The 25,235-nt window shown below is 70.3% G+C and carries 18 protein-coding genes and 1 pseudogene; 12 read left to right on the forward strand and 7 right to left on the reverse strand.

Annotation, left to right across the window (positions count from 1 at the left end; translation table 11 throughout):
• Nucleotides 1-71 precede the first annotated feature (71 nt).
• Genes OG767_RS16330 through OG767_RS16340 form a run of 3 tightly spaced genes read right to left on the reverse strand, consistent with a single transcriptional unit; the run spans nucleotide 72 to nucleotide 3,219 of the window.
• On the reverse strand, nucleotides 72-911 hold the full coding sequence (locus tag OG767_RS16330; RefSeq protein ID WP_405089331.1) for a sugar phosphate isomerase/epimerase family protein: 840 nt from the start codon (nucleotides 909-911) through the stop codon (nucleotides 72-74).
• Nucleotides 908-2,071: a dihydrodipicolinate synthase family protein gene (locus OG767_RS16335; protein WP_405089332.1), complete on the reverse strand. Its 1,164-nt coding sequence runs from the start codon at nucleotides 2,069-2,071 to the stop codon at nucleotides 908-910. The genes OG767_RS16330 and OG767_RS16335 overlap by 4 nt, the downstream gene beginning before the upstream one ends.
• Nucleotides 2,068-3,219: a Gfo/Idh/MocA family protein gene (locus OG767_RS16340; protein ID WP_405089333.1), complete on the reverse strand. Its 1,152-nt coding sequence runs from the start codon at nucleotides 3,217-3,219 to the stop codon at nucleotides 2,068-2,070. Before OG767_RS16340 ends, OG767_RS16335 begins: the two co-directional genes overlap by 4 nt.
• 116 nt (nucleotides 3,220-3,335) lie before the next feature.
• Between OG767_RS16340 and OG767_RS16345 the strand changes: the two genes are divergently transcribed.
• The gene (locus OG767_RS16345; protein WP_405089334.1) at nucleotides 3,336-4,367 is read left to right on the forward strand and encodes a LacI family DNA-binding transcriptional regulator; all 1,032 of its coding nucleotides are present in this window, start codon (nucleotides 3,336-3,338) and stop codon (nucleotides 4,365-4,367) included.
• Between the two features lie 40 nt (nucleotides 4,368-4,407).
• Here OG767_RS16345 and OG767_RS16350 read toward each other — a convergent pair whose 3' ends face one another.
• A complete protein-coding gene (locus OG767_RS16350) occupies nucleotides 4,408-5,352 on the reverse strand; it encodes a sugar phosphate isomerase/epimerase family protein (protein WP_405089335.1) in 945 nt (314 codons plus the stop codon).
• A 136-nt stretch (nucleotides 5,353-5,488) separates the two neighbouring features.
• Here OG767_RS16350 and OG767_RS16355 point away from each other — a divergent pair, with 136 nt between their 5' ends.
• Entirely contained in the window at nucleotides 5,489-5,908 is a 420-nt protein-coding gene (locus OG767_RS16355; protein WP_405089336.1) for an NUDIX hydrolase, read from the forward strand.
• Nucleotides 5,909-6,003: 95 nt separating this feature from the next.
• Here OG767_RS16355 and OG767_RS16360 read toward each other — a convergent pair whose 3' ends face one another.
• Entirely contained in the window at nucleotides 6,004-6,735 is a 732-nt protein-coding gene (locus OG767_RS16360; RefSeq protein ID WP_405089337.1) for a class I SAM-dependent methyltransferase, read from the reverse strand.
• A gap of 222 nt (nucleotides 6,736-6,957) precedes the next feature.
• On the opposite strand from OG767_RS16360, the gene OG767_RS16365 reads away from it, so the two are divergent.
• From OG767_RS16365 to OG767_RS16375, 3 genes are read left to right on the forward strand one after another with little or no spacing between them, the layout of a single operon-like run.
• Nucleotides 6,958-7,548 (forward strand): DUF7019 family protein, encoded by a 591-nt coding sequence (locus tag OG767_RS16365; RefSeq protein WP_405089338.1) that lies wholly within the window; start codon nucleotides 6,958-6,960, stop codon nucleotides 7,546-7,548.
• Nucleotides 7,549-7,557: 9 nt separating this feature from the next.
• A complete protein-coding gene (locus OG767_RS16370; RefSeq protein WP_405089339.1) occupies nucleotides 7,558-11,007 on the forward strand; it encodes a WD40 repeat domain-containing serine/threonine protein kinase in 3,450 nt (1,149 codons plus the stop codon).
• Entirely contained in the window at nucleotides 11,004-11,609 is a 606-nt protein-coding gene (locus tag OG767_RS16375; protein WP_405089340.1) for a hypothetical protein, read from the forward strand. The genes OG767_RS16370 and OG767_RS16375 overlap by 4 nt, the downstream gene beginning before the upstream one ends.
• Nucleotides 11,610-11,937: 328 nt before the next feature.
• Here OG767_RS16375 and OG767_RS16380 read toward each other — a convergent pair whose 3' ends face one another.
• Together OG767_RS16380 and OG767_RS16385 are read right to left on the reverse strand one after the other, a co-directional pair.
• A complete protein-coding gene (locus OG767_RS16380) occupies nucleotides 11,938-12,426 on the reverse strand; it encodes a hypothetical protein (protein WP_405089341.1) in 489 nt (162 codons plus the stop codon).
• A 43-nt stretch (nucleotides 12,427-12,469) separates the two neighbouring features.
• Nucleotides 12,470-14,125: a DUF6119 family protein gene (locus tag OG767_RS16385; protein ID WP_405089342.1), complete on the reverse strand. Its 1,656-nt coding sequence runs from the start codon at nucleotides 14,123-14,125 to the stop codon at nucleotides 12,470-12,472.
• Between the two features lie 105 nt (nucleotides 14,126-14,230).
• Between OG767_RS16385 and OG767_RS16390 the strand changes: the two genes are divergently transcribed.
• The 7 genes and pseudogenes from OG767_RS16390 to OG767_RS16420 all read left to right on the forward strand — a co-directional run bounded on the left by OG767_RS16390 (nucleotide 14,231) and on the right by OG767_RS16420 (nucleotide 25,011).
• Complete coding sequence (locus tag OG767_RS16390) at nucleotides 14,231-16,123, forward strand: N-6 DNA methylase (RefSeq protein ID WP_405089343.1); 1,893 nt, start codon at nucleotides 14,231-14,233, stop codon at nucleotides 16,121-16,123.
• A gap of 212 nt (nucleotides 16,124-16,335) precedes the next feature.
• Nucleotides 16,336-18,297 (forward strand): N-6 DNA methylase, encoded by a 1,962-nt coding sequence (locus OG767_RS16395; RefSeq protein ID WP_405094232.1) that lies wholly within the window; start codon nucleotides 16,336-16,338, stop codon nucleotides 18,295-18,297.
• A pseudogene (locus OG767_RS16400) lies at nucleotides 18,294-18,782 on the forward strand (hypothetical protein); the annotation flags it as partial. The gene OG767_RS16395 and the pseudogene OG767_RS16400, both read left to right, overlap by 4 nt.
• 330 nt (nucleotides 18,783-19,112) lie before the next feature.
• The gene (locus tag OG767_RS16405) at nucleotides 19,113-19,541 is read left to right on the forward strand and encodes a hypothetical protein (RefSeq protein ID WP_405094363.1); all 429 of its coding nucleotides are present in this window, start codon (nucleotides 19,113-19,115) and stop codon (nucleotides 19,539-19,541) included.
• Complete coding sequence (locus tag OG767_RS16410) at nucleotides 19,538-22,585, forward strand: type I restriction endonuclease subunit R (protein WP_405089344.1); 3,048 nt, start codon at nucleotides 19,538-19,540, stop codon at nucleotides 22,583-22,585. Before OG767_RS16405 ends, OG767_RS16410 begins: the two co-directional genes overlap by 4 nt.
• 26 nt (nucleotides 22,586-22,611) lie before the next feature.
• Complete coding sequence (locus OG767_RS16415) at nucleotides 22,612-23,397, forward strand: hypothetical protein (protein WP_405089345.1); 786 nt, start codon at nucleotides 22,612-22,614, stop codon at nucleotides 23,395-23,397.
• Nucleotides 23,398-23,442: 45 nt separating this feature from the next.
• Nucleotides 23,443-25,011: a protein kinase domain-containing protein gene (locus OG767_RS16420; RefSeq protein ID WP_405089346.1), complete on the forward strand. Its 1,569-nt coding sequence runs from the start codon at nucleotides 23,443-23,445 to the stop codon at nucleotides 25,009-25,011.
• Nucleotides 25,012-25,235: the final 224 nt, after the last annotated feature.

Raw genomic sequence — 25,235 nt, forward strand, 5'->3', positions numbered from 1 at the left:
GATCCGATCTTGACCTACCGGTCCGCCGGACGACCACGTGTTTCGTCCGACAGGCCGGACTCGTGCGCGCGTCAGTCGGCCAGCACCAGCTCGACGTAGCGCTCGGCCATGGTGGCGACGACCTGATCCGGGTCGGTCGCCCACACCTCGGCGTTGAAGATCTCCACCTCGGTGTCCCCGGTGTAGCCGGCCGCCGCCACGGCGCGGCGCAGCGGCGGGAAGTCGATGTGCCCGTCGCCCATCATCCCGCGCCCGAGCAGCACGTCGGCCGGCAGTGGGGTGAGGAAGTCGCACACCTGGAAGCTGGCGATCCGGGCCCCGGCGCGGGCGATCTGCCGCCACACGTCCGGGTCCCACCAGACGTGGAACGTGTCCACCACGACGCCGACCTGGTCGACCGGGAACGCCTCGGCCAGGTCGAGCGCCTGCCCGAGCGTGGACAGCACCGCCCGGTCGGCGCAGTACATCGGGTGCAGCGGCTCCAGCGCCAGGCGCACGCCGCGTTCGCCCGCGTACGGGGCCAGCTCGGTGAGCGCGTCGGCGACCCGCGCCCGCGCGCCGACCAGGTCGCGGGAGCCGGGCGGCAGGCCGCCGACGACCAGTACCAGACAGTCGGTGCCGAGACCGGCCGCCTCGTCGATGGCGCGCCGGTTGTCGGCCAGCGCCTCGGCCCGCGCGGCCCCGCCGGCGGCGGTGAGGAAACCGCCCCGGCACAGCGAGGACACGCGTAGCCCGGCGTCCGCGACGAGCGACGCGGCGGCCGGTACGCCGATCTCGGCGACCGGCTCGCGCCACAGCCCGATCGCCGGGATGCCGGCGCGGACGCAGCCGTCGACCGCCTCCCGGACCGACCAGCGTTCGGTGGTGCGCTGGTTGAGCGACAGCTTCGCCAGCCGCGGATCGGCGGTCATCCGGTCACCCCCGCCACGTCGAGGTACCCGCGCATCCGGTGTGCCGCCAGCTCCGGGTCGAGCAGCAGCCCGGCGGCGTCGGCCAGCCGGAACGTCTCCACCAGGTGCGGTACGCCGCGCCCGCCGTGCAGGCCGCCGACCATGGTGAAGCCGGGCTGCCGGCCGTTGAGCCAGGCGAGGAACGCGATGCCGGTCTTGTAGTACCGCGTCGGCGGCGCGAACACGTGCCGGGACAGCGGCACGGTCGGGTCCAGGACCGCCCGGAAGCCGGCCGGGTCCCCGGCGTCGAGCCGTTGCAGCGCGGCGGACGCGGCCGGGGCGATGGCCGCGAACGCGCCGAGCAGCGCGTGACTGGACCGCTCACCGTCGCCGGCGATCAGCTCGGGGTAGTGGTAGTCGTCGCCGGTGTAGACCTTCACGGAGGGTGGCAGCAGTTCCCGCAGCCGCACCTCCCGGCCGGCGTCGAGCAGCGACACCTTCACGCCGTCGATCACGTCGGCGTGCGCGCGCACCAGCGCGACGAACGTCGTGGTGGCGTCGTCCAGGTCGGTCGAGCCCCAGTAGCCGGCGAGCGCCGGGTCGAACATGTCTCCGAGCCAGTGCAGCACCACCGGTGCGCCGCTGGCGCCCAGCACCTGCTGGTAGACGCGCCGGTAGTCGTCGGGGCCGGTGGCGAGCGCGGCGAGCTGCCGGCTGGCCATCACCACCGCGACCGCGCCGCACTCCTGCACGAACGCGACCTGCTCGGCGTACGCGGTGACCACCTCGTCGAGCGTGTCGGGCACGCCGGTGAGCTGGTCGGTGGCCGCCCCGGCGACGATGCGCCCGCCGCAGGCGGCGGCCTCGGCGGCGCTGCGCCGGATCAGCTCGCGGGTGGCCGCCCAGTCCAGCCCCATGCCGCGCTGCGCGGTGTCCATCGCCTCGGCCACGCCGAGCCCCCACGACCACAGGTCACGCCGGACCGCGAGGGTGGCGTCCCAGTCCAGCCGGGCGGGCGCGTCGGGGGCGTTGTCGGCGTACGGGTCGGCGACCACGTGCGCCGCCGCGTACGCGATCCGGCTGGCCGGCGGCGCGGCCGGCCGCTGCCAGCCGGCCGGCTCCCGCAGCGTCCGCGTCTCGGTGCCGCCGCCCGGGGTGGGCAGCGTGATCCGGACGGTCACCTGTCGATCTCCTCGATCTCGACCCGCCGCCCCTCCCGGGCGGAGCGCAGCCCGGCCTCGGCGAGCTGCACGCCGCGCGCGCCGGCCAGGAAGTCCCACGGGAACGGTTCGTCGTCCACGACGTGCCGCAGGAACGCCTCCCACTGCACCTTGAAGCCGTTGTCGTAGTCGGCGTTGTCCGGCACGGTCTGCCACTGGGCGCGGAACGGCTCGGTGACCGGCAGGTCCGGGTTCCACACCGGCATCGGGGTGGCGCCGCGGTGCTGGATGCGGCAGTCCCGCAGCCCGGCCACCGCGCTGCCGTGCGTGCCGTCGACCTGGAACTCGACCAGCTCGTCCCGGTACACCCGGACCGCCCACGAGGAGTTGATCTGCGCGATGACGCCGCCGGCCAGCTCGAAGATCCCGTACGCGGCGTCGTCGGCGGTCGCCGGGTAGGTGACGCCGTTCTCGTCGACCCGCTCCGGGACGTGCGTGGCGGTGACCGCGGTGACGGCGGTGACCCGGCCGAAGAGCTGCTCCAGCACGTAGTGCCAGTGCGGGAACATGTCGACGGTGATGCCGCCGCCGTCCTCGGCGCGGTAGTTCCAGCTCGGCCGCTGCGCGTCCTGCCAGTCGCCCTCGAACACCCAGTAGCCGAACTCGCCGCGCACCGACAGGATCCGGCCGAAGAACCCGCCGTCGACCAGCCGCTTGAGCTTGCGCAGGCCGGGCAGGAACAGCTTGTCCTGCACCACGCCGTTGCGGACGCCCCGGTCGGTGGCGAGCCGGGCCAGCTCCAGCGCCCCGTCCACCCCTTCGGCGAGCGGCTTCTCGGTGTAGACGTGCCGGCCGGCCTCGATCGCCGCCCGGATCGCCTTCTCCCGCTGGGCGGTCACCTGCGCGTCGAAGTAGATCTGGTGGCGGTCGTCGGCGAGCGCCGCGGCCAGGTCGGTGGTGTACGAGGTGAGCCCGTGCCGGGCGGCGATCTCGGCGAGTCGGGCCTCGTTGCGGCCCACCAGGGTCAACTCCGGCCAGATCCGGCTGCCGTCGCGGGCGGGCAGCCCACCCTGCTCCCGGATCGCGAGCAGGGACCGGACCAGATGTTGCCGGTAGCCCATCCGCCCGGTCACGCCGTTGAGGATGATCCCGATAGACGTGCGCTCCACGTGTGTCCTTCCGGATGGTGGTCCCGCTCCTGAATGCGTTTTCAGTAAGCGCTTTCAGAAGGTACGGTAGCCACGCCGAAACCGGCCGGTCAAGACGTTCCGCAGGGGGGAGATCGATGCCGCCACGGACGCACGTGACCCTGGAGGACGTGGCCCGGGCCGCCGACGTCTCGCTGGCCACGGCCTCCCGCGCGCTCAACGGCATGCGGGTCACCCCGCACCTGCGTGACCGCGTCCTGGCCGCCGCCGCGCAACTCGCGTACACCCCGAACGCGCACGCCCGGGCGCTGGCCGGGGCCTCCCACCGCACCGTCGGCGTCATCTGTCACGACGTCACCGACCCCTACTTCGCCGCCGTCGCCGGCGGCGTCATGCGGGTCGCCGGCGCCAACGACCTGCTGGTCATGCTGGCCAGCACGTTCCGCGACCCGGAACGCGAGATCGCGTACGTGTCGATGCTGCGCGCCGAACGCGCCCCCGCCATCCTGCTGATCGGCTCCGGCTTCGAGGACACCCGCTGGGAGCGGGCCATGGAGGCCGAGCTGAAGCCCTACCTCGACGGCGGCGGCCGGGTCGCCGTGGTCAGCCGACACCGCAACCTCAAGGTCGACAGCGTGCTGCCGGAGAACCGGGCCGGCGCCGCCGCCATGGCCCGCGCCCTGCTGGAGCTGGGTCACCGCCGCTTCGCGGTGCTCTCCGGCCCCCGGACGCTCACCACCGTCATCGACCGGCTCGGCGGCTTCCGGGACGAGCTGGCCGCCGCCGGCGTCACCCTCCACCCGGCAGACGTGATCGAGGGGCCGTTCACCCGCGACGGCGGCTACCAGGCGATGACCGACCTGCTCACCCGAGGACTGGACGCCACCTGCGTGTTCGCGGTGACCGACGTGATGGCCATCGGCGCGTACGCGGCGCTGCGCGACCACGGGCTGTCGGTGCCCGGTGACGTGTCCGTCGCCGGGTTCGACGACATCCCGATCGTCCGCGACCTCACCCCGCCGCTGACCACCGTGGCGCTGCCGCTGCGCGAGATCGGCGAGAAGGTGATGGAGCTGGCGCTCACCGAGAACACCACCCGTCGCCGGCGGATCCTGCGCCTGAGCGGCGAGGTGGTCCTGCGCGCCAGCACCGCCAAGGTGGGCGCGTGAGCAGGCCCGCCGCGTTCACCGCGATCGCCCATGCGCCGTGTCAGTAGGTCAGGCGGCGCAGGTAGCGGTAGCCGACCTCGGCGGTCCGCTGCGGCGTCACGTCCGGGGTGTCGTTCTCCACGATGTACTCCAGCACCTGGTGCCGGCGGAAGATCCGGGCGAAGTCGATCATCCCGGTGCCCAGGTCGGCCATGTCGCCGGTGACCGGGTCGCGGTCCTTGACGTGGTACTGCAGCACCCGCTGCGGCGCGCAGCGGATGACGTCGAGCGCGAAGCCCTCCGGGTCGTCGACGCCCTCACCCGAGTTGATGCCACCGGTCACCGCCCAGTACAGGTCGATCTCCAGGTGCACCAGACGCGGGTCCAACTCCTCGGTCAGCACGTCCCACGGGCGCCGGCCGTTGCCGAAGTCGATGGTGAACTCGTGCGCGTGGTTGTGGTAGCCGTACCGCAGGCCGGCCCGGCGCGCGGCGGCGGCCTCGACGTTCATCTGCTCCGCCCAGCGCTTCCAGTCGTCCTCGCGGTCGGAGTTCAGGTACGGCACCACCATGAACCGCTGGCCCAGCGTACGAGCGTTGGCGATCTTCTGCTCCAACGCGGCGGCGTCGGTGGCGATCCCGTCGTGGCTGGAGGTGGCCCGGATGCCGATGCCGTCGAGGAAGCGGCGCAGCTCCTTCGCGGTGCGGCCGAAGTAGCCGAGCGCCAGCTCCACCCGCGGGTAGCCGACGCGGGCCAGGTGGGCCAGCGTCGCGTCGTAGCCGGGTGCGCCGTTGAGCGCGTCGCGGACCGTCCAGAGCTGGAGGCTGATCAGCTCCTTCGGCACGTGCCGCCGGCCGTGCTGGTGTCCACCGCCGGCCTGAGCCGCGGTCGCGCCGAGCCCGCTGGCCAGCCCGACGCCGGCCAGCGCCGCCAGCGAGCCGCGTAGCAGGTTGCGCCGGTCGAGGGACTGCCGCAGCGCGCCCTCCCCGTCGAATCCGTAACACATGACGTTCTCCTTTTCGCCGGTCTCAGATGCGGCCGACGCTACAAAAGGTATGTCTATATGTCCATAGCTTTCTGCTTCTCCGGCGCAACTTTCGCCCACGTTGGACGAAAGTGGTGCGCCGTGCCATGCTCCGCGCATGACCAGCTACGACGTCGCGCTCGTCCTGCTCGTCGACCCGACCGGCGCGATCCTCATGCAGCACCGCGACGGCAACGCACCCGTCTCGCCGTATCGGTGGAGCCTCCCCGGCGGCAGCATCGAGCCCGGCGAGACACCCGATCAGGCCGCCCGCCGCGAGCTGCGGGAGGAGACCGGCCTGACCGCCGGCGACCTGCGCCTGCTGTGGAGCGGCCCCCGACCGTACGAGGAAGGTTTCCCGCACGCCGTCACCGTGTACGTCTTCCGCGGCACCACGGACGCCCGGCAGGAGGACGTGGTGCTCGGCGAGGGGCAGGCCATGGTGTTCGTGCCCCGTGACCAGGTGCTCGACCGGGAACTGGCGGTCGGCACCGCGAAGGTCCTGTCGCTGCACCTGGCCGACCCGGAGGTCGGCTAGCGTTCCGTCATGTCAGGCCCCGTTTCGGCCCGGCGTCGGACTGTGCCGGCCCGCCACTGTCGAGCTGAGAGCGGAAACGACTCAAGCAGCGGTGATCAGCGCACGACCAGCAGGTCCAACTCGTCGACCACCGGCCCGGTGTCGGCCCGGGCGGCCTCCCGCAGGCGCGCGACGCCGGCCGCGTACTCGTCATCGGTGATCAACTGAAGCGGCGTGTGCGCCTCCCGGCGCAGCGTGACCGCCGCCTCCCGCAGCGACGGCGCGGTGACCTGCGGGACCGGCTCGACGGACGCGGTGGGAAAGCCGGCGCCGGCGAAGGCCGACCCGACCTCGGCGACACCGGGGTACGTGTCGAGCACGCGCACGGCCTCCGGGAAGTAGCGGAACAACGTGATCGCCGCGTGCCGGCCGGCGAACGCCGACCGGATGAGCACCGGTCCGCCGGGCCGCACGACCCGGCGCAGCTCACGCGCCGCGGCGGCGAGGTCGGACACGTGGTGGACCACGGTGGAGAGCCACGCGCCGTCGACGCTGTCGTCGCCGAGCGGGATGGCCACTGCGTCGCCGGCCAGGGCCGGCCGGAACGTGGCGCGGGCGCGCATGGCCGCGGACGGTTCTACGGCGACGACGTCGAGGCCGGGGAACCAGGTGGTGAACGCATGGGCCCAGTTCCCGGTGCCGGCACCCAGGTCGAGCAGTCGCCTGCCCGGCTGTGGGGCGAGGTGGCGCGCGACGGCCTGTCGCCACGCGGTGAGGCTGTCGTCGGTGAGGTGACGGGTCGAGGCGAACGCTGCCGCGTCGGTGTCGTCGTACGCGATGCGGGCCATGCCGTCGAGTCAACCATCCGGTGGGTGCACACCGACCGCCGTAGCCCACCCGACGACCCTGGTCACTTCGTACGGCGCTCGCCGACCTCGCCCGCGCCGTTCATCGACCACAGTCGTCGGTCGGTGATCCGGTGACGGTCCGGACGTCATCGCAGGGGGCGGCAGCGCGAGCATGCGCCACGTAGGCTGGAGCCGGCCATCTCCCTCCCATCGGAGCGTGCCTTGACCCTCAAGTACTACCTCTACCTGTCGCACCTCAAGCTCGGGCTCCTCGCGGCGCAGGTCGCCCCCTCCACTCAGCACGAGACCGAACTGGCCGTGGATCTGAAGGTGGTCCGCTACAGCCGCAAGGCGGTCCGGCCGGAGCGCCACGACCTCGACAAGCTGGAGAAGGTGATCCGGCACCTCCAGGACGCCGACCAGATCGGCACCGCGTTCGAGTCGGGTCCCTATTTCCAGGCCTGCCTGCCGATGCGCTGGCAGGTGTTCCCCACCGCCGGCATCGTGGTCTTCGCGGGGACGCTCGACGACCAGGTCATCGTGCTGGGCGGCTCGGCGTCGCACGTGGTCGGCGGCGGCGACGCCGAACCGGTCGGATCGGTCCCGCCCTACCTGTTCCGCAAGCTTCAGGAACTGCGTCCGGAGCCGGGCGAGTTCGACGACGAGCGCCTTCACGAGGCCCTGGCACAGATCGGGGACGGGCTCCCGGGGCCGACACAACCGGTCGAGTTCATCGCCAAGCGGCTGGCCGAGAAGTCGGGACCGAACGGCGCGTTGCTGGGCAGCCCGATCTACGTGGCGCTCGCTGACTAGGGCTTCGGGGTGGACGCGGGGGAGGTGATCCGGTGGCGGCCGGGGGAGACCGTCCTCGACACGTTCCGCATCGAGGAGGTGGTCGAGACCGGCGGCATGGGTTTCGTGTACCGCGCCCGTCACCTCGGGTGGAACGTCGACCTGGCCGTGAAGACGCCGCGACCCGAGCTGGCCACGGCGTCCGGCATCCTTGACCTGCTCGCTCAGGAGGCACAGGCCTGGACCGATCTCGATCCCCATCCGAACGTGGTCGGCTGCGCCTACGTGCGGCGCGTCGGCGCGTACCCGGTGATCTTCTCCGAATGGGTCGCGGGCGGCGACCTGACCGCGGCGGTGCGGGAGGGTCGCTGCCGCGACCTCCCGCGGGCGCTCGACGTCGCGATCCAGACGCTACGCGGCATCGGGCACGCCCACGCGGCGGGCCTGGTGCATCAGGACATCAAACCTTCGAACATCATGTACGACGGCGAGACGGCCCGGGTGACCGACTTCGGCACGGCCAAGGCGAAGGCGCACGCCCCGCAGGATCCGCAGGATTCCGCCGAGACCGCGTACGCGACGCTCGGCGGACTCACGCCGCAGTACTGCTCCCCCGAGCAGGTCGATCCGGACGGTCGGATCGGTCGGGCCAGCGACCTGTGGTCCTGGGCGCTGACGGTGATCGAGCTGATCCACGGGCGTCGGCTCTGGAAGTGGGGCCACGACGGCGCAGACGCGTTGGCGGGGCTGCGCGCCGATCTCCCGCCGGCACTGCGTGACCTGCTGGCGGGCTGCCTCGCGCGCGATCCCCGGTCGCGGATCAACGACGCCGCCGAGGCGGAGGCCGTCCTCACCGCCGTGTACGCGGACCGCACGGGTAGCCCCTACCCGCGCTCCCACCAGGTTCCGCCGTCGTTGAAGGCCGACGGCCTGTCCAACAAGGCGCTGTCACTGTGGGACCTCGGCGAGCAGCGCCGGGCGATCGAGCTGTTCGAGCAGGCGAAGGCGATCGATCCGCACAATGTCCGCGCGGTCTACAACCACGGGCTCACCAGGTGGGCCGACGGGCTCGTCAGCGACGCGACCCTGCTGTCGGAACTACGCGCCACCGGAGACTCGTGGGAGGCCGACCACCTCGCCGCGATGGTCCACCTGGAACGCGGCGACGGCGTCCTCGCGGCACGGCACCTGGCCGAGGCGGACCGGAAGCATCCGGGCGCACCCGAGATCACCGCCGCGCGCGAGCGCTGTGCCCGGCTGACGCCGCGGGGCACACTCGAGACGTTCGGGCAGTTCTCCGGCGAGGTCGTGGCGATGGCCTGCGACCATGACGCGACGCACGTGGTGGTGGCCGAGGTGTCGGGCCGGGTCCGGATCTGGGACGCCTTCGCCGGCCGGGTGGTCAGCGAACTCGCCGACGCCGGTCGGACACCCGTCGACGTCGCGATCGACCACGCCGGAGCGTGGGTCCTCGTCTGCTACCAGGACACCAGGGTCGAGCGGTGGCGCCTCACGGACGGCGCCGCCGACCTCGAAGGCCGGCTGGACGGTGGAACAGCCGTGGCGCTCAGCCCGGAGGGCGGCTTCGCGGCCGTGGGCACCGCCGACGGTCGGGTCCTCGTCCACCGCACCGGCACGTGGGAGCCGGTCGCCGACCTTCGACCCCACGAGGGTCGGGTCACCCGGGTGATCCTCGCCCGGGACGCCGAGGTGTGCGTCTCCGCCTCACTGGGCCGCCCCGACGCCGATCGCCGGGTCGAGCAGTGGTGGCCTCTGCGGCGGACGAGGATGCGGGGTCTGCAGATGCCGTCGGACGGAATGGACGACGGCCGGAGGATCGCCCTGGCGACGGACGGGTCGATCGTCCTGCGGCTCGGCTTCCGGTCCATGATGACGGCGGACATGCGGGTCTGGGACGATCCGCGTCGGTGGGACGTTCCCTGGCTCGTCGGACACGACGTGCTCGGCGTCTCGGGTCGGGCCGGCTGGGCCCTGCTCGACCCCGGAACCGGCGACCTCCAGGTCCTGGAACTGGCCATCCGCCGCTGCGTCCGCACCTTTCCGAAGGACTGGACGCGCGGATCGCATCGGGACGCGACCGCGTTCAGCGGCGACTGCGGATACGCCGTCATCGCCGAACGCGACGCCCACCGCGGCCGGACCTCGCTGTCGCGCCTCCCGATGCCGCTGTCCGGACATCTCGCCCCCTGGGCGTACGCGCCGCCTCGCCCGGTCGGTGCCCTCGCCGCCGAGGAACGCGCGTTCGAGCAGGCCATGGTACGCATCGAAGAAATGATCGTGGCCGGGGAGGGCCAGCGCGCGACCGACGCCGTCCGTGCGGCCAGGACCATCCCCGGCTTCGAGCGCCATCCCCGGCTCCGGCGGGCCGCCCGCGACGCGGGCCGTGGGCGGCGCCGCACCGGACTGGCCGGCATCTGGGTGGAGCAGGAACTGTCCGACGTGATGCTCGCCCACGGGGCGTTCGACGTCAGCGACTCCGGGCGACTGTTCGCCTTTCCCGCGAACGTCGACGAGGTCGAGATCGTCGACCTGGAGACGCTGGCGAAGGCGGGATCGGTGGTCGAGAAGCGGAACCCCGCCCGCAGCCTGCACTTCACCCGGGCCGGGCGCGACCTGCTGATCGGCTACGCGGACGGGTCGGTCGCGTGCCACGACACCGCGACGTTCGAGCCGCGGTTCAAGGTCGCCGGCGCCCTGCCCCGCGACGAGGGGGAGACGACGTTCGACATCTCCGGCGATCTGCTGACGGTCGGGTTCGGACACGGGCTGGCGACGGTGTGGTCGCTGGAGAATGCGACATGCGTCGCGAAGATCCGCACCGGTGCGGGGACGATCCATGGCGTCACGGCAGACGAGAAGTCCCGCTCGATCGCGGTGCACCTGCGGACGGGCGACGCGACAAGCGTGGAGGTCCGGTCGATCGACACCGGGAAGGTGGTGCGGACCTTCCCCGACGTCCACTCGCACACCGAGGTCCGCTTCGCCTCCGGCGTGCTGCTGCTGGCCGAGATGACCCGCCTCACCGCGTGGCGGCCGGGGCGCCGGCGCCCGCTGTACCACCTCGACGGGCTCAGGCACAGTTCGTCGGCGGACCTGGCCTTCGCCGACTCCCGTCGCCTCGCCGTCCTCGCCGGGATGGCGGGGTTCGTGGTGTGGCACGCCGCGACCGGAGAGGTGGTCTTCGACGGACGGGCCCTCGAAGAGCCCGATCTCCGCTACGGGACCGAGGAGGTGGCGGTGTCCTCCGACGGCCGATTCGCCGTGGCGGGCGACGGCGGGGACGAGACCGTCGACGTCTGGGACCTCCGCTCCCGGCGCCGGACCCGATCGCTGCACGGGCACCCCGTCCGGGTGAACGCGATCCGTGCCGACGCCTCCTTCCGCACCATCGTCACCGGGGACCACCAGGGCAACGTCCGGGTCTGGGGCCTCGACTGGGACCACGGGAGTGATCGATGACGTCCAAACCCGACCTGCGGGCGAAGTTCGTGGCCAACCGGGAGCAGGTGCGGTCCTGGCTGGCGGCCTGGGAGATCCCGGAGATCATGTGGACCGACGAGTTCAACGAGATCCCGGCGCCCTGGGTCGTCTCGGAGCGGGACAGAAACGGTTGGCTCAAGGACCGCGCACCCGCCCTCGACGCGTACCACTGGATGTTCGTCGGCCGGCCGCTGACCCCGGGGGTTCGCAAGGTGCAGGCCCTGTGGCGCTTCGCGGCGGGACACCGGTTCGAGAAACTCGAGCTGACGATCACCAGCGTCTGCGATCCCGGCTACCTGGCCGAGAAGCTGACCCTGGCGGTTCACCACGGCGGGTTGAAGGGGTGGCGGCAGGAGGACGCGCAGCCGCTCTACCGGTGGCTCGTCGAGGGCGTGAACACCAGGCCCCTCAACGACGCCGTACGGGGCAACGAGCGGTTGGGCTTCGTCCTGCTGAACTTCACCCGCTTCCCGACCGGCGACGGCGACGTGATCGTGTCGCTGACCGCGGCCGAGACGGATCGCGCGCTGGACGGCTCGCTGCTCGACGAGAACGGGGTCTCCATTCCGCCGGCACCGTGACCGCTCGGCAGATGAGCCGGTGAGCGTAACCCTGACCAATGGGAGACCAGGTCAGTGAGGATCGAGGGCCCAGAGTTCCTGATCGAGCCGTCCAACGTGAGCCTGATGGTGCGCCGTCAAGCCGGCCCCGCCACGTCGCCCCGCCCACCCGGCACGTCCCGTCGGCCTGCACCGCCGTCACCACCCGGTCGGTACGCGCGTCGTCGCCGAAGCCGACCAGCACCTGGTTGAGGACCACGTCGTTGACCACCTCGAACCCGGCCGCACCACGCCTGCGGCGGTACTCATCGTCGGTGCTCAGGGCGATGCGAGCGTGCCGTCGAGCCAACTATCCGGTACTGGTCCGGGGCAAGCGTGGTGACGAACCGCGCGGGCCGGAGGCGGCCCGCCCAGACACCGGGACCGGGCTGCCCCGCCGCACCCGGGACGCGTCGGACCGGCGCACGCCTCGGGCACGGAGGGCGGACCGGCCGACGCCGGTGGCGTACCCGAGGCCAGCGTCCCGGCTGTCCCCGCCGGCATCGGTCGCGGACGCCCCCGTCCGGCACCCTTCCTGGTCGCGTCCCCATTCCTGGTCGGGCCAGGGGCGGCAGGCGACACCGTGTTCGGCGGCCAGCCGGACGGTGCGGTCGAGGAGTTGGCCGGCCGTGGCGAGCTGGTCGTAGTGGGCCGCGGTGAGCGCGAGCGCGACCGTGTCGCCGATGCGCTGACACTGCGGGCAGCCGGTGCGGAAGGCGTGACGGCGCAGCGGGCGGACGCGGTCGTGCAGGGCGGCGGGAAGCAGGCTCAGGGCCTGGCGGAACTCATCGGGTCGCACGGGTGCCTCCGAAGTGGTCGATGAGGACGGACGCGGATCACTGTCAGGCGGGCGGGATGGCGACGACCTCGACGTCGACGCCCTCGGCGCGCAGCGTCTTCACCGCCTGGCAGAGCGCGACCTGCGCGAACGTGAAGAGCGAATCCACGGTGAGCGTGCGGCCGGCGCTCAGCGCGATGGCGTAGACCACCGTGCGGGGACGGAAGTCCTCGGGCAATTCCACGCCGCCGGGCTGCGCGCGCACCAGGTCACGGAACCGGGTACGCGCCCGGGCGTCGTAGCGCAGCGCGTCGTACGAGGTGACGCCCTGCGCGAAGAGGTGACTGAGCGGGGAACTGCCGGACGCCCGCTTGACATGGATCAGCTCGCCGTTCGGGCCGAGCAGGTCGCACCCCTCGATCCCGCGGGGGTGCTGGCGGGTGTGGACGAGCTTCTTGTCCAGCAGCACCAGCCCGGGGTGACGCTTCGCGGCCTCCTTGTTGTAGGCGTCCTCGTTCGGCAGCGCGGTGGTCCAGGCCGGCAGCGTGACGCTCGGGGGTCGGTCCAGGAGACGGGCGATCTCGTCGCGCAGGAACTCGCGGTGCCGAGCGCCGATCTCGTACCACCGGCCTTCGTGGAGCAGCAGGTGACCGGCGCCGACCGCCACCTCCGCGGTGAGCCAGCGGGACACCGGCGTGGACGTCAGCTCCTCGGTGCCGGCGGTGTCGGCGTAGAGCGTCAGCGTGCCGTCGTGCAGCCCGGTCCACCGGTCACCGTCGAGCGCTCCGGTGGTGTGGGCGAGGATCGCGGCCAGGTCCAGCTCCGTGGTCAAGGTGGGGCGCCGCCCGGAGCGGGGCACCCGGATCCGATACGACCCGACGTGCTCGACGTCGGCCACGAGCCGGCCCGGCACGGCGACGCCGAGGTCCGGCGGCTCCGCCAGCGCCAGCCGCCGGTCCAGCTCGTCGGCCAGCGCCGACTGTCGCGGGTCGGTGGGTCGCAGCGGCCGGATCTGCTCGATGAACTCCAGGTCGGCCGGGGGCGACTCCTGCCGGCACACCCGGTCGATCTCCCGCAGGTCGGCGAGGAGCCGTTCCGGGGAGGCGCCGAGCGGGATGCGCAGCGCGTCACCGCCCTCGACCTTCACCGCCCCGCCGACGCGCCGGCACGCGGTCAGGTTCGGATTGTCGACCCGCCCGGACAGCTGGCCGACGATCTCGCCCCACTTGTCGATGGCGTACCTCCAGATGGGCTGACCGCCCGGCACGAGGCTGCGGTCCACGCGGCCACTGGCGCCGAGCACCCGCCGCCGGACCTGGCGGATGTCGTCGGGCTTCAGGGTCCGCACGGCGAAGGAGACCCCGAACGTGGGATCCACCCGCTCCGGCTCGACCATGAACCGGCCCAGCGTGCCGAAGGTCAGGGCGTACGCCCGGTCGTCCACGGCGAGCAGCAGCGCACCGCCGCCGTTGCTGTGGCCGATGGTCACGTCCGTACCGACCAGTCCGGACAGCACGCCGCACCACTCGGCCCGGCTGCGCGGGGCGCTGCCGTGCACCAGGATCGCCGGCGCGTCCCCGACCCGGTGCGGCGTCGGCTCGAACCCGTGTCGCCGCAGGTAGTCGACGTGGAGCGCGGAAGCCAGGCCGTCGGCGGTGGGCGGCACGGCGAGCCGGTAGACCGTGGTCGGGTAGGTGTCGTCGGGGTTGTTCAAGCGCATGACGGACTCCGGTGGAGAGCAGGGGTGTCAACGGGCTCAATGAGAACATCGTCCGTGAACTGTGTCAACAGACATGACGCTTGACGGCTGTGGCACACTTCGAACGTGCAGGAGACGCCGACCATCACCGCAGCGGAGATCGCCCGGCTCGCCGGTGTCGGCCGGGCCGCCGTCAGCAACTGGCGCAAACGGCACGAGGACTTCCCCGCGCCCGTCGGCGGCAGCGCGACCAGCCCCGAGTTCGACCTCGCCCAAGTCGAACGCTGGCTGCACGCCCAGGGCAAGCTCCCCGACCTCGCCACCGCCGACCGGCTCTGGCGGCACCTCGCCGCCACCAGCACCTCCCCGGCCGCTGGTCTCGCCGCCGTCGGCACCCGACTGCTCGCCCGGCACCACGGCCGACGCCCCGCTCGGTCCACCGACCCACAGCTCACACCGCTGCTGCCCGACGTTGACGCGCTCGCCGACGAACTCGGCCCGCAGGGCGCCTTCGACGCGCTGTGGCAACGCTTCTCCGCCCCCGGCCCCGGCCGCGCGTTCGCCACCCCCGACGACCTCGCCGACCTGATGGCCGGGCTCGCCGACGTCGGCGGCGGCGCCGTGCTCGACCCGGCCGCCGGCACCGGCGCCACGCTCCGCGCCGCCGCCCGCGCCGGCTGTACCTCCGCGTACGGGCAGGAACTCGACAGCGACCTCGCCCAGCTCGCCGAACTCTGGCTGGCCCTGCGCGACGTGCCGGGGGAGGTGAGCACCGGCGACTCACTGCGCGCCGACGCCTACCCGGGACGCACCTTCGACGCGGTGGTCTGCCACCCGCCGTTCGGCGCCAGCAACTGGGGCGACGACGAACTCGGCCACGACCCCCGATGGATCGTCGGCACCACCCCGCGTACCGAACCCGAGCTGGCCTGGGTCCAACACGCCCTGGCGCACCTGCGCCCCGGCGGCCACGCCGTGCTCCTGATGCCGCCCACCGTCGCCGGTCGCCGCGCCGGGCGGCGCATCCGCGCCGAACTGCTGCGCCGCGGCGCACTGCGCGCCGTCGTGGCGCTTCCGCCCGGGGCGGCGGCACCGCACGGCGTACCCCTGCACCTGTGGGTGCTGCGACGCCCGCCGGCCGACGCGCCGCCCCCGGCGCGGACGCTGCTGGTCGACGCCGCGGATCTGACGCGCGTCCTGGACACCTGGCGGGCGTTCGTCGCGGACGCTGACGTCGACGAGCCCGGCTACGCCCGTGCCGTGCCCGTCATCGAGCTGCTCGACGAGGACGTCGACCTAACCCCCGCCCGTCGCCAACCCGCCGTCGCGGGCGAGGCGAGCGGAGAACATCTGGTACGCACGCGGGAGCGCCTCGCCGCCGTCGTCGCGGACCTGCCGGCGCTGATGCCGCAGGTCACGCCCGCGCCGGAGGACTCTCGCAGCGGGTTCCTCACCGTCGGCGAGCTGATCCGGTCCGGCGCGCTGCAACTCCTCGGCCCGATCCGGGGCGTGCCCGGCGGCGGCGGTGAGCCGACCGGGGACGGGCGGCCGGTGCTCACCGCGCCCGACGTGGTCACCCGCAGCGAGCCCTCGGCACGCGGCGGCTCGCTCGGGCAGGAGATCCCCCTGGTCCCCGGCGACGTGGTCGTGCCGGTGATCGCCCGGCAGCTCACCGCTCTCGTGGTGAGTACTGAGGGAGCGCTGCTGGGGCCGGGTCTGTACCTGCTGCGGCCCAATCCGGCGGTTCTCGACGCGTGGTTCCTGGCCGGGCAGTTGCGGACGTCGACGAACGAGCGGCAGGCGTCGAGTCTGTCGGGGACGCTGCGGTTCGACGTGCGGCGGGCGCAGGTGCGGCGGGTGTCGCGGGACGAGCAGGGGGCGTACGGGGAGGCGTTTCGGCGGCTGGACGCGTTCGAGTCCGCGATGCGGCAGGCGGCGGCGCTCGGGGCGGAACTGGTGCGGCTGACCGCCGACGGGTTGGCGCGTGGCGCGGTCCGTCCCGATGGGGAACGACGATGACTTCTCACCGCATGCACTTCTCGTCAGATATCCGACGGTGGCGCAGCGATCCGACGACAGATGCGGAAGCCTGCGGGGCCGGCGGCCCGGCGCGCATCCTCCATCAGCAATGACACGCTGACAGTCGGTTGATCAACTCGGCCGAGTGTACGACTGGAACGACGCAGGGCGGCAGGCATACTGCTTGCCTTGAGGCAATCGAAAGGAACCTGGTGAGCACCAAGCACCAAGAGTTGGCCAACTTCATCTGGTCCGTGGCCGACCTGCTCCGCGGCGACTACAAGCAGTCCGAGTATGGCCGGGTGATCCTCCCCTTGACCGTGCTCCGCCGGTTGGACTGCGTGTTGGAGCCGACAAAGGACGCGGTGCTCGCCCGGCACCAGCAGCTCAAGGATGCTGGCGTGCAGAACGTCGATCCGGTGCTGCGCCGCACCGCCGGATTGCCTTTCTACAACACGAGCAAGCTCTCCTTCAGGACGTCGTTCGGCGACCACGACCACGTCGCGGTCAACCTCCGCGCCTACATCGGCGGCTTCTCGCCGGGCGCGGTCGACGTGCTCGATAAATACGGCTTCGACACGCAGATCAGTCGGCTAGCCGAGGCCGGGCTGCTGTATCAGGTGGTCGCCAAGTTCGCCGAGGTGGACCTGCACCCGAACGTGGTCTCCAACCACCAGATGGGCTACGTCTTCGAGGACCTGATCCGCCGCTTCTCGGAAATCAGCAACGAGACCGCCGGCGAGCACTTCACGCCGCGCGAGGTCATCCGGCTGATGGTCAACCTTCTGCTCGCCCCCGACGAGGACGACCTGGTCACGCCCGGCATCGTCCGGAAGATCTACGACCCGGCCTGCGGCACCGGCGGCATGCTGACCGAGGCGCAGGAGCACATCCAGGCGCACAACCCGCACGCCACGGTCGAGGTGTACGGGCAGGAACTCAACGGCGAGACGTACGCGATCTGCCGCTCCGACATGATGCTCAAGGGCGGCGACCCGACGAAGATCGCCTTCGGGAACTCGTTCAACCAGGACGGCCACGAGGGCGAGCGGTTCGACTACATGCTCGCCAACCCGCCGTTCGGGGTCGAGTGGAAGAAGGTCGAGAAGTTCGTCAAGGACGAGGCGGCCCGTGGCCACGCCGGCCGGTTCGGCGCGGGCCTGCCCCGGATCAACGACGGCTCGCTGCTCTTCCTCCAGCACATGATCTCGAAGATGAAGCGTCCCGAGGATGGCGGCAGCCGTCTGGCGATCGTCTTCAACGGCTCGCCGTTGTTCACCGGCGCCGCAGGCTCGGGGGAGTCGGAGATCCGCCGCTGGATCCTGGAGAACGACCTCCTCGAAGGCATCGTCGCGCTGCCCGACCAGCTCTTCTACAACACCGGTATCTCCACCTACTTCTGGATCCTCACCAACCGGAAGGAGCCGGCGCGGGCCCGCAAGGTCGTGCTGCTCGACGGCCGCGACTACTGGACGAAGATGCGCAAGAGCCTCGGCGACAAGCGCAAGATGCTCACCGACGAGCACATCGCCGACCTGACCCGGGCGTATGTGAACGCGCTGTCCATCGCGGACGACCCGCAGCACCCGCAGCACGCCAAGGTGAAGGTCTTCAAGACCACCGACTTCGGCTACCAGCGGATTACGGTCGAGCGCCCCCTGCGGTTGCGGTTCGAGGTCACCGAGGAGACGGTGGCGTTGCTCGCTGAGGCGAGGGCGGTGCTGAAGTACGCCGAGCGGGAGTCGTTGCTGGCGTCGGCGAAGTCGCTGATCGGCACGTCGTCTGCGACGCGGGCTGAGTTTGCGATGAAGGTGAACGGTCTGGGAAAGCTGCCGGCCGCCGTGGAGAAGGCGGTGTGGGAGTCGTTTTCGGTCAGCGACCCGGAGGGGGAGGTGCAGACCGACCGCAGGGGCAACCCACTGCCGGACGCCGACCTGCGTGACAACGAAAACGTGCCACTGGGCGAGGGCATCCACGACTACCTCAAGCGCGACGTGCTGCCCCACGTCCCCGATGCGTGGATAGATGAGACCAAGACCAAGATCGGATACGAAATACCGTTCACCAGACACTTCTATGTATACACACCGCCGCGTTCTCTGGTCGACATAGATGCCGAAATCAAGAGCCTGGAAGCGGAGATTCAAGAGTTGCTCGGCGAGGTGGCTGGATGACGTACGCTGCGCTTCCGCTGAAGCGATTTGTCGATCCTGCTAGACCCATTACCTATGGTATTGTGCAGGCGGGCGTGAATCATCCAGGCGGAGTGCCTTACATCCGTCCTGTTGATATGACTGAGACGCGAGGCGTGGAAAGCCCATCCCGGCTGCTACGGACAGACCCTGCAATCGCTCATGCATACCGCAGATCGACAGTCAAATTTGGTGATCTCGTAATTTCTATTGGGCCCTCGTTTGGCAAGGTTATGGTGGTGCCCCGGGAGTTGGACGGAGCAAATCTGACCCAAGGTACTGCTAGGGTAGCTGCGGCCAGAGGCGTAGAGCCGAGGTTTCTGTACTGGGCGCTTCAAGGGCAACAAGCGCGCCAGCATTGGCATGCGTCAGTCGGGGGAGCTACGTTTAGAGCGCTCAATCTGGAGCCATTGTCTATGACTCCAGTGCCTTTCGTTCCTTTTAGTAGGCAGCGTCAGATCGCGGATTTCCTTGACGTCGAAGTTCAGTTGCTTGATCACGTCGCCACCCTCAAGAGCGCTCTCCTGAGCCTCCTTCAAGAGCGACTTAGTGCTGTGCGTGATAGAAGCATCGGCGCTCTTCGTGTCCGATACGGTGATATTCCGCTCCGAAGGATGATTTCTGCCGTTGAGCAGGGTGCAAGTCCGCTCTGTGACGCTGTTCCGGCCGCCGGGGGAGAGTGGGGCGTCCTGAAGCTCAGCAGTATAAAGCGGGGGCAATTCTTGCCCGATGAGAACAAGCGACTTGCGGATGGCGGCTCTCTGGCTAGGTATGAGCTTCGGGAGGGTGATCTATTGGTGACGCGAGCCAATACACCCGAGCTGGTTGGGGATGTTGCGGTGGCTAGAGGGGATGTCAAGGGCAAACTCCTTCCTGACTTGATTTACCGACTGCGGCTATTGAACGGGGCTCAGCCGGAATATGTTGCTGAGGTGCTGCTTGGTGGACTTGTTCGTGGTCTTATTCAAGCAACCGCTCGCGGCTCCTCTCTGTCTATGGTGAAACTGCGCGGCGAAGATATTAAAGGCTGGCCAATCCCACGCGCAGATATGTGTGCTCAAAATGAATTTGTTCAACGCATGCGACTGGAAACGATCAGAGTGCAAGTCCTTGCAAAAGCAATTGGGCGTCAGCAGCAGCTAATTGCTGAGCGTCGCCGTGCACTGGTCACGGCAGCGGTGACCGGGCAAGTTGATGTGACGAGGGCTCCGGAGATGCGGGCATGAGCGCCGTCAATCAGGAACAGTCGTTCGAGATGGGCATCGAGGCATCGCTGCTCGACTCCAGGTGGGCGCGGGGTAGGGGCAGCCACTATCAGCGCCACCTAGGTCTGGACAGCGCCGAACTGCTCGCCTTCGTCGGGGCGACGCAGCCGGAGGAGTGGGCGAAGCTTTTGGCGTACCACGGGAACGACCCAGATCAGGCGCAGCGGCAGTTCGCCCAGCACCTCGCCAAGCAGATCGATGAGCGCGGCCCTCTCGACGTCCTTCGTCGTGGCGTCAAGGACAAGGGCGTTCTGATCCGCCTCGCCTACTTCAAACCCGCGCACGCCATCACCGACGACGCGCTCAGCCTCTACCGCGCCAACCGCCTCACCGTCACCCGCCAGCTCGCCTACTCGACGAGCAACAACAACACCCTCGATCTGGTCCTCTTCGTCAACGGCATCCCGCTGGCCACCGCCGAGCTGAAGAACCCGCTCACCGGGCAGACCGTCGAGGACGCCAAGGAGCAGTACCGCAAGACACGCGACCCGAAGGAACTGCTCTTCGCTCGGCGTACCCTCGTGCACTTCGCCGTGGATCCCGACCTGGTCTTCGTCACGACGAAGCTGGCGGGGGAGAAGACCCGATTCCTCCCCTTCAACACCGGGTCTAACGGGCCCGGCGTCTCCGGCGGCGCCGGCAACCCACCGGCGACCAGCGCCGGCTACCGCAGCTCCTACCTGTGGGAGCAGATCTGGCACCCGGACGTCTTCATGGACCTGGTCCGGCGGTTCCTGCACTACGACAAGGAATCCAAGGCGCTGATTTTCCCGCGTTATCACCAGTGGCACGCGGTCACCCAGCTCACCGAGCATGCCGCCCGCCATGGATCGGGCCACAACTACCTGGTCATGCACTCGGCCGGGTCGGGCAAGTCGAACACCATCGCCTGGCTGGCGCACCGGCTGTCGAGTCTGCACACCGCGCCCGACGTCGCGAAGGAAGGGCTGCGGCCCAACGAGCCGGTCTTCGACAAGGTCATCATCATCACCGACCGGGTGGTGCTGGACCGGCAGTTGCAGGACACGGTGTTCCAGTTCGAGCATGTGCCCGGTGTGGTGCAGCGCATCGACAAGGACTCCGCCCAGCTCGCCGCCGCGCTCCAGGGTGAGACCGCCAAGGTCGTCATCACCACGATGCAGAAGTTCCCCTACGTGCTCAACCAGGTGCAGGGGCTCAAGGGCAAGCGGTTCGCGGTCGTCGTCGACGAGGCGCACTCGTCGCAGTCCGGCGACTCGGCCGCCGCGCTGAAGAAGGTGCTGCTCAAGCTCGGCAGCGACGACGTCGACGAGTCGGGTGACCTGCTCACCGCGTCGGCGCTGGCGCGGGGTCGGCACGAGACGCTGTCATACTTCGCGTTCACCGCCACTCCGAAGCCGAAGACGCTCGAACTGTTCGGCACGCCGCACCCGGTCACCGGCAACCCGCAGCCGTTCCACACCTACTCGATGCGGCAGGCCATCGACGAGGGCTTCATCCTCGACGTGCTGCGCAACTACCTGACCTACAAGTCGTACTGGAAGCTGGCCAACGCCAACCCCGACGACCCGGAGGTCGACCCGAAGAAGGCTGGCTCCCAACTCGCCCGCTTCGCCAGCCTGCACCCCACGATGCAGGCGCAGAAGGCGGAGATCATCGTCGAGCACTTCCGAAAGCACGCCGCGCCGCGCCTTGGCGGTCGCGCCAAGGCCATGGTGGTCACCGGCTCGCGCGAGGCCGCGGTCCGCCTGCACACCGCCATCCGGAAGTACGTCGACATGCAGGGCTACGTCGGCTGCGACTCGCTGGTGGCGTTCTCCGGCGACCTGGAGGTGGACGGCGTCCAGCACACCGAGGCCAGGATCAACGGCTTCAGCGAAGAGGAACTGCGGATGCGGTTCGCCTACACCGCCGCCGACGACAAGCACGCCGGCACGCCGAAGGCCAGGCAGGACACCGAATACAAGATCCTGGTCGTGGCGGAGAAATATCAGACCGGCTTCGACCAGCCGCTGCTCACCACGATGTACGTCGACAAGCTGCTCAAGAATGTCGCCGCGGTGCAGACCCTGTCCCGGCTCAACCGCACCCACCCGCTGAAGAACCAGGGTGACGTGTTCGTCCTGGACTTCGTCAACGAGGCCGGCGACATCGCCGAGCAGTTCAAGCCATACTTCGAGACCGCCGCGACCACCCCCACCGACCCGAACCTGCTCTACACCGCGCAGAACGCGGTCACCTGCTACCCGGTGCTGGTCCAGTCCGAGATGCAGGCGTACGCCGAAGCGCTGCTCGCGGCGGAACGGAAGGCGACCACCGAGACCGGCCTCCAGCGGGCCCACGCCGCGCTCTACCGCTTCACCGAGCCGGCCGTCCAGCGCTTCGAGGCCCTGGCCGCCGAGGACCCGGAGGCCGCGGACGGCTTCCGGTCCGCGCTGCGCGACTACACCCGGATGTACGCGTTCCTCAGCCAGGTGGTGCCCTACCACGACGAGGACCTGGAACGGCTCTACCTGTATGGGCGGGCGCTGCTCAACCGGCTGCCGCGCCGCCAGGACCCGTCCGTCGACATCGGCGAGGTGCAGCTGACCCACCTGCGGGTCAGCAAGACCGGTGAGCACGATGCCTCGCTGTCGCCCGAGGGTGAGCAGATGCTGCCCGGTTTCGTCGGCGGCGGCGCCGGATCCCAGCACGACCCGGAGAAGGTCGCGCTTTCCGAGCTGATCGACGCGTTCAACGACCGGTTCGGTATCGGGCTCGGTGAGGCCGACAAGGTCTGGGTCGAACAGCAGATCGTCGCCCTCGCCGAGGACGGCACCCTCGAAGCCGCCGCGCTGGTCAACGACGAGAGCAACTTCGGGGTCGTCTGCGACAAGCGGATCGAGGACGTGATCCTGTCCCGGCACGACGACAACGGCAAGCTGATGCAGCGCTACCTCGACGACGAGAGCCTGCGCTCACGACTCAACCAGTTCGCGCGCCGACAGGCGTACCAGATGATCCGCCGCCGCAAGGGCATCGCCTAACTGAATACCCGCCGAGAGGAGGACGGTTGTCCCCGTCCGAACCCGCCTTCCACCTCTGGATCGCCGTGGACGAGGCGCGCGTCATGACCGCGCTCGCGCCGCTCAAGGTGACCAGGTCGCCCCTACGGCATGAGTGGGGCAGCATTACCGACCTGCGAGCGGTCCCTGCTGGCCCGGAATCCTCCAAGGTTCCCGGCGTGATCGTGCTCTGCGCCGTCGCCATGCTCGTCTCCGCCGTGCTCTGCGGCTCTGGCGCACCCGTGCTGGTCGTGCTGTTCCTGGTGGCGCTCCTGCTGGCCCTCGGGCTCGCCGGAATCATGTCGAAGAAGCCGCCGCCCCAGGTGGAGGCCCCCGACCAGGCTGCCTTCCCGAATCTGCACCACACCCTGACCGGCAGCGAGGAACGCGAGGACTTCCTCGACCTGGTCGAGCTGGCAGAACGCGCCGGCCGCGCGTTGCCCGGGGTGAGCCCCGTCGTCGACGGCACGGAAGGCGCCGAACTCCTGGCGCAGGTGCTCTGGGAGGCGAGCGACGTGCTGAGCCGTCGTCAGCAACTGCGTACTCAGTTGCGCCGCCAGCAGCAGCCTGCCACGACCGGTGACGCGAGCAGCCGCGTCTCCCAGGCGTTGACCGAGCAGCGGCGACGCGTGTCCGGCCTCTGGGGTGAGACCGAGGCGGAACTGGCCCGGATCCGTGACGCGCTGGAACTCGCCGCCGTGGCCGCCGAGAACGCGGCTCACGATCCAAGTGCCGGCGAGGCCGTCCGCGAGGCGTACCGGGAACTGGCCGACGTCTACGGCGAGCGGTACTAGCCGGCCAAGCCGCAGAGCAACTGACGGGGCGCCGAGGGGAGACGCATGCAGGCGCAGGAGCGGGTAGCCGACCGGTACGAGCTGACGTATCCGGTCGGACACGGCGGCATGGGGGAGGTGTGGGCGGGCTTCGACGAGAAGCTGGACCGACCGGTCGCCATCAAGTTCCTACGCAAGCTGACCGTGCCGGAAGGCGACCGGGACACCGCCATCGACCGGTTCATCCGCGAGGCCAGAGTGACGGCGCGGCTGGACCATCCCGGCGTGCCGAGCGTGCACGATGTCGGCCACCACGGCGACGATCTCTACATCGTCATGCAGCTCGTACCGGGTGTGCTCCTGTCCGACCTGATCGCCGAGCGCGGCTGGCTGGCGGTGCCCTGGGCCGCCGCCATCGGTACGCAGATCTGCTCGGTGCTGGCGGTGGCGCACGCCGCCTCGCTCGTGCACCGCGACCTGAAGCCGCAGAACGTGATGGTCACCCCCGCCGGCGCGGTCAAGGTGCTCGACTTCGGCGTGGCAGCCCTGCTCGGGCCGGACGTGCCCCGGCTGACCGCCACCGGGCACACGCTCGGTACTCCGACCTACATGGCCCCCGAACAGGCGCTCAACAGCGCCGTCGGCCCGCGCGCCGACCTCTACGCGCTCGGCTGCGTGTTGTTCGAGCTGCTCACCGGTCAGCCGCCCTACCGGGCCGACAACCCGCTCGGGATGCTGCACCGGCACCTGAACGACCCGGTCCCCTCCGTCACGAACCACCGGGCGGGTGTGCCGGACGTCCTGGTGCAGCTCCTCGGCCGGCTGCTGGCCAAGGACCCACAGCACCGTCCGGATTCGGCCGTCGAGGTGTACGAGCTACTGGCGCCGTTCGGCGCGGTCGCGACCGAGAGAGCGGCCGACATCGGTCTGACCGTGGCGGACGGGCAGCGCGTCGACCCGACCATGCCGTACCGCTATCCCTTCGGGCCGTTACCACCCCGGTCGCCGCTGCCGCCCACCCGCGTCGACATCGCCCGGCCGCGAGCTGCGACGGAGTTCGTCGAGCCGCCGTCGCTCGACGAACTGGCCGAGGTGGAGGACCGCGTCTGGGCGCTCGCCGAGGAGGAACGATTCACGCAAGCCGCTGAACTGCTCGAATCGGCGTTGCGGCCGGTTGGCAGAGGGCACGGGTCCAAGCAGCCTCGAATCCTGGAGCTGCGGCTCAACCTGGCGAACCTGTATGTCCTGTCCGGCGCTTTCCGGCAGGCGCTACCCGAGTTCCAGCGGCTCATCGTCGATCTTGCCGCACGTCCGGTCCCGGACGAAGAGCTGATCTGGCAGTGCCGGCAACAGGCGGCGAGCTGCCAGGCGGAACTGGGTGAGGCGACCGAGGCGTTGAGGGAGCTACGTGCCCTGCTCACCGACGAGCAGCAGGTGATGCCCGCGGACTCACCCGAACTCTTTCCGCTGCGGCAGCAGATCGCGATGCTCGTCGCCGGCCTGGGTGACGTGCCGGAGGCCCGGCGCCAACTGGAGGGACTGCGGCGTGACATCAACGCGCTCCACGGTGCCGGATCCGCGCCGGCTGCCGAGATCGAGACGCTGCTGAACCACCTGGACCGGCTCGGGGATTAGAGCCCGGACCGCGCGGCATGGCGTCCGGGCTGCATGGAACCGCATGAGGAATGAGGAACATGTTCGAACTGGAGGACGCGGTCAAGCAGTGCGTCGAACGCCTGACGCGGTTCCGGCGTCAGCACCAACGCATCGGCGAGCAGAACACCAAAGCTGGACTCATCGAGCCGATCATCGGAGCGCTGGGCTGGGATCTCTTCGACTTGGACGAGGTGCACCGGGAG

It is taken from the genome of Micromonospora sp. NBC_01392 (genome assembly GCF_045040125.1).
In the GTDB taxonomy this organism is placed as follows: Bacteria; Actinomycetota; Actinomycetes; order Mycobacteriales; family Micromonosporaceae; genus Micromonospora.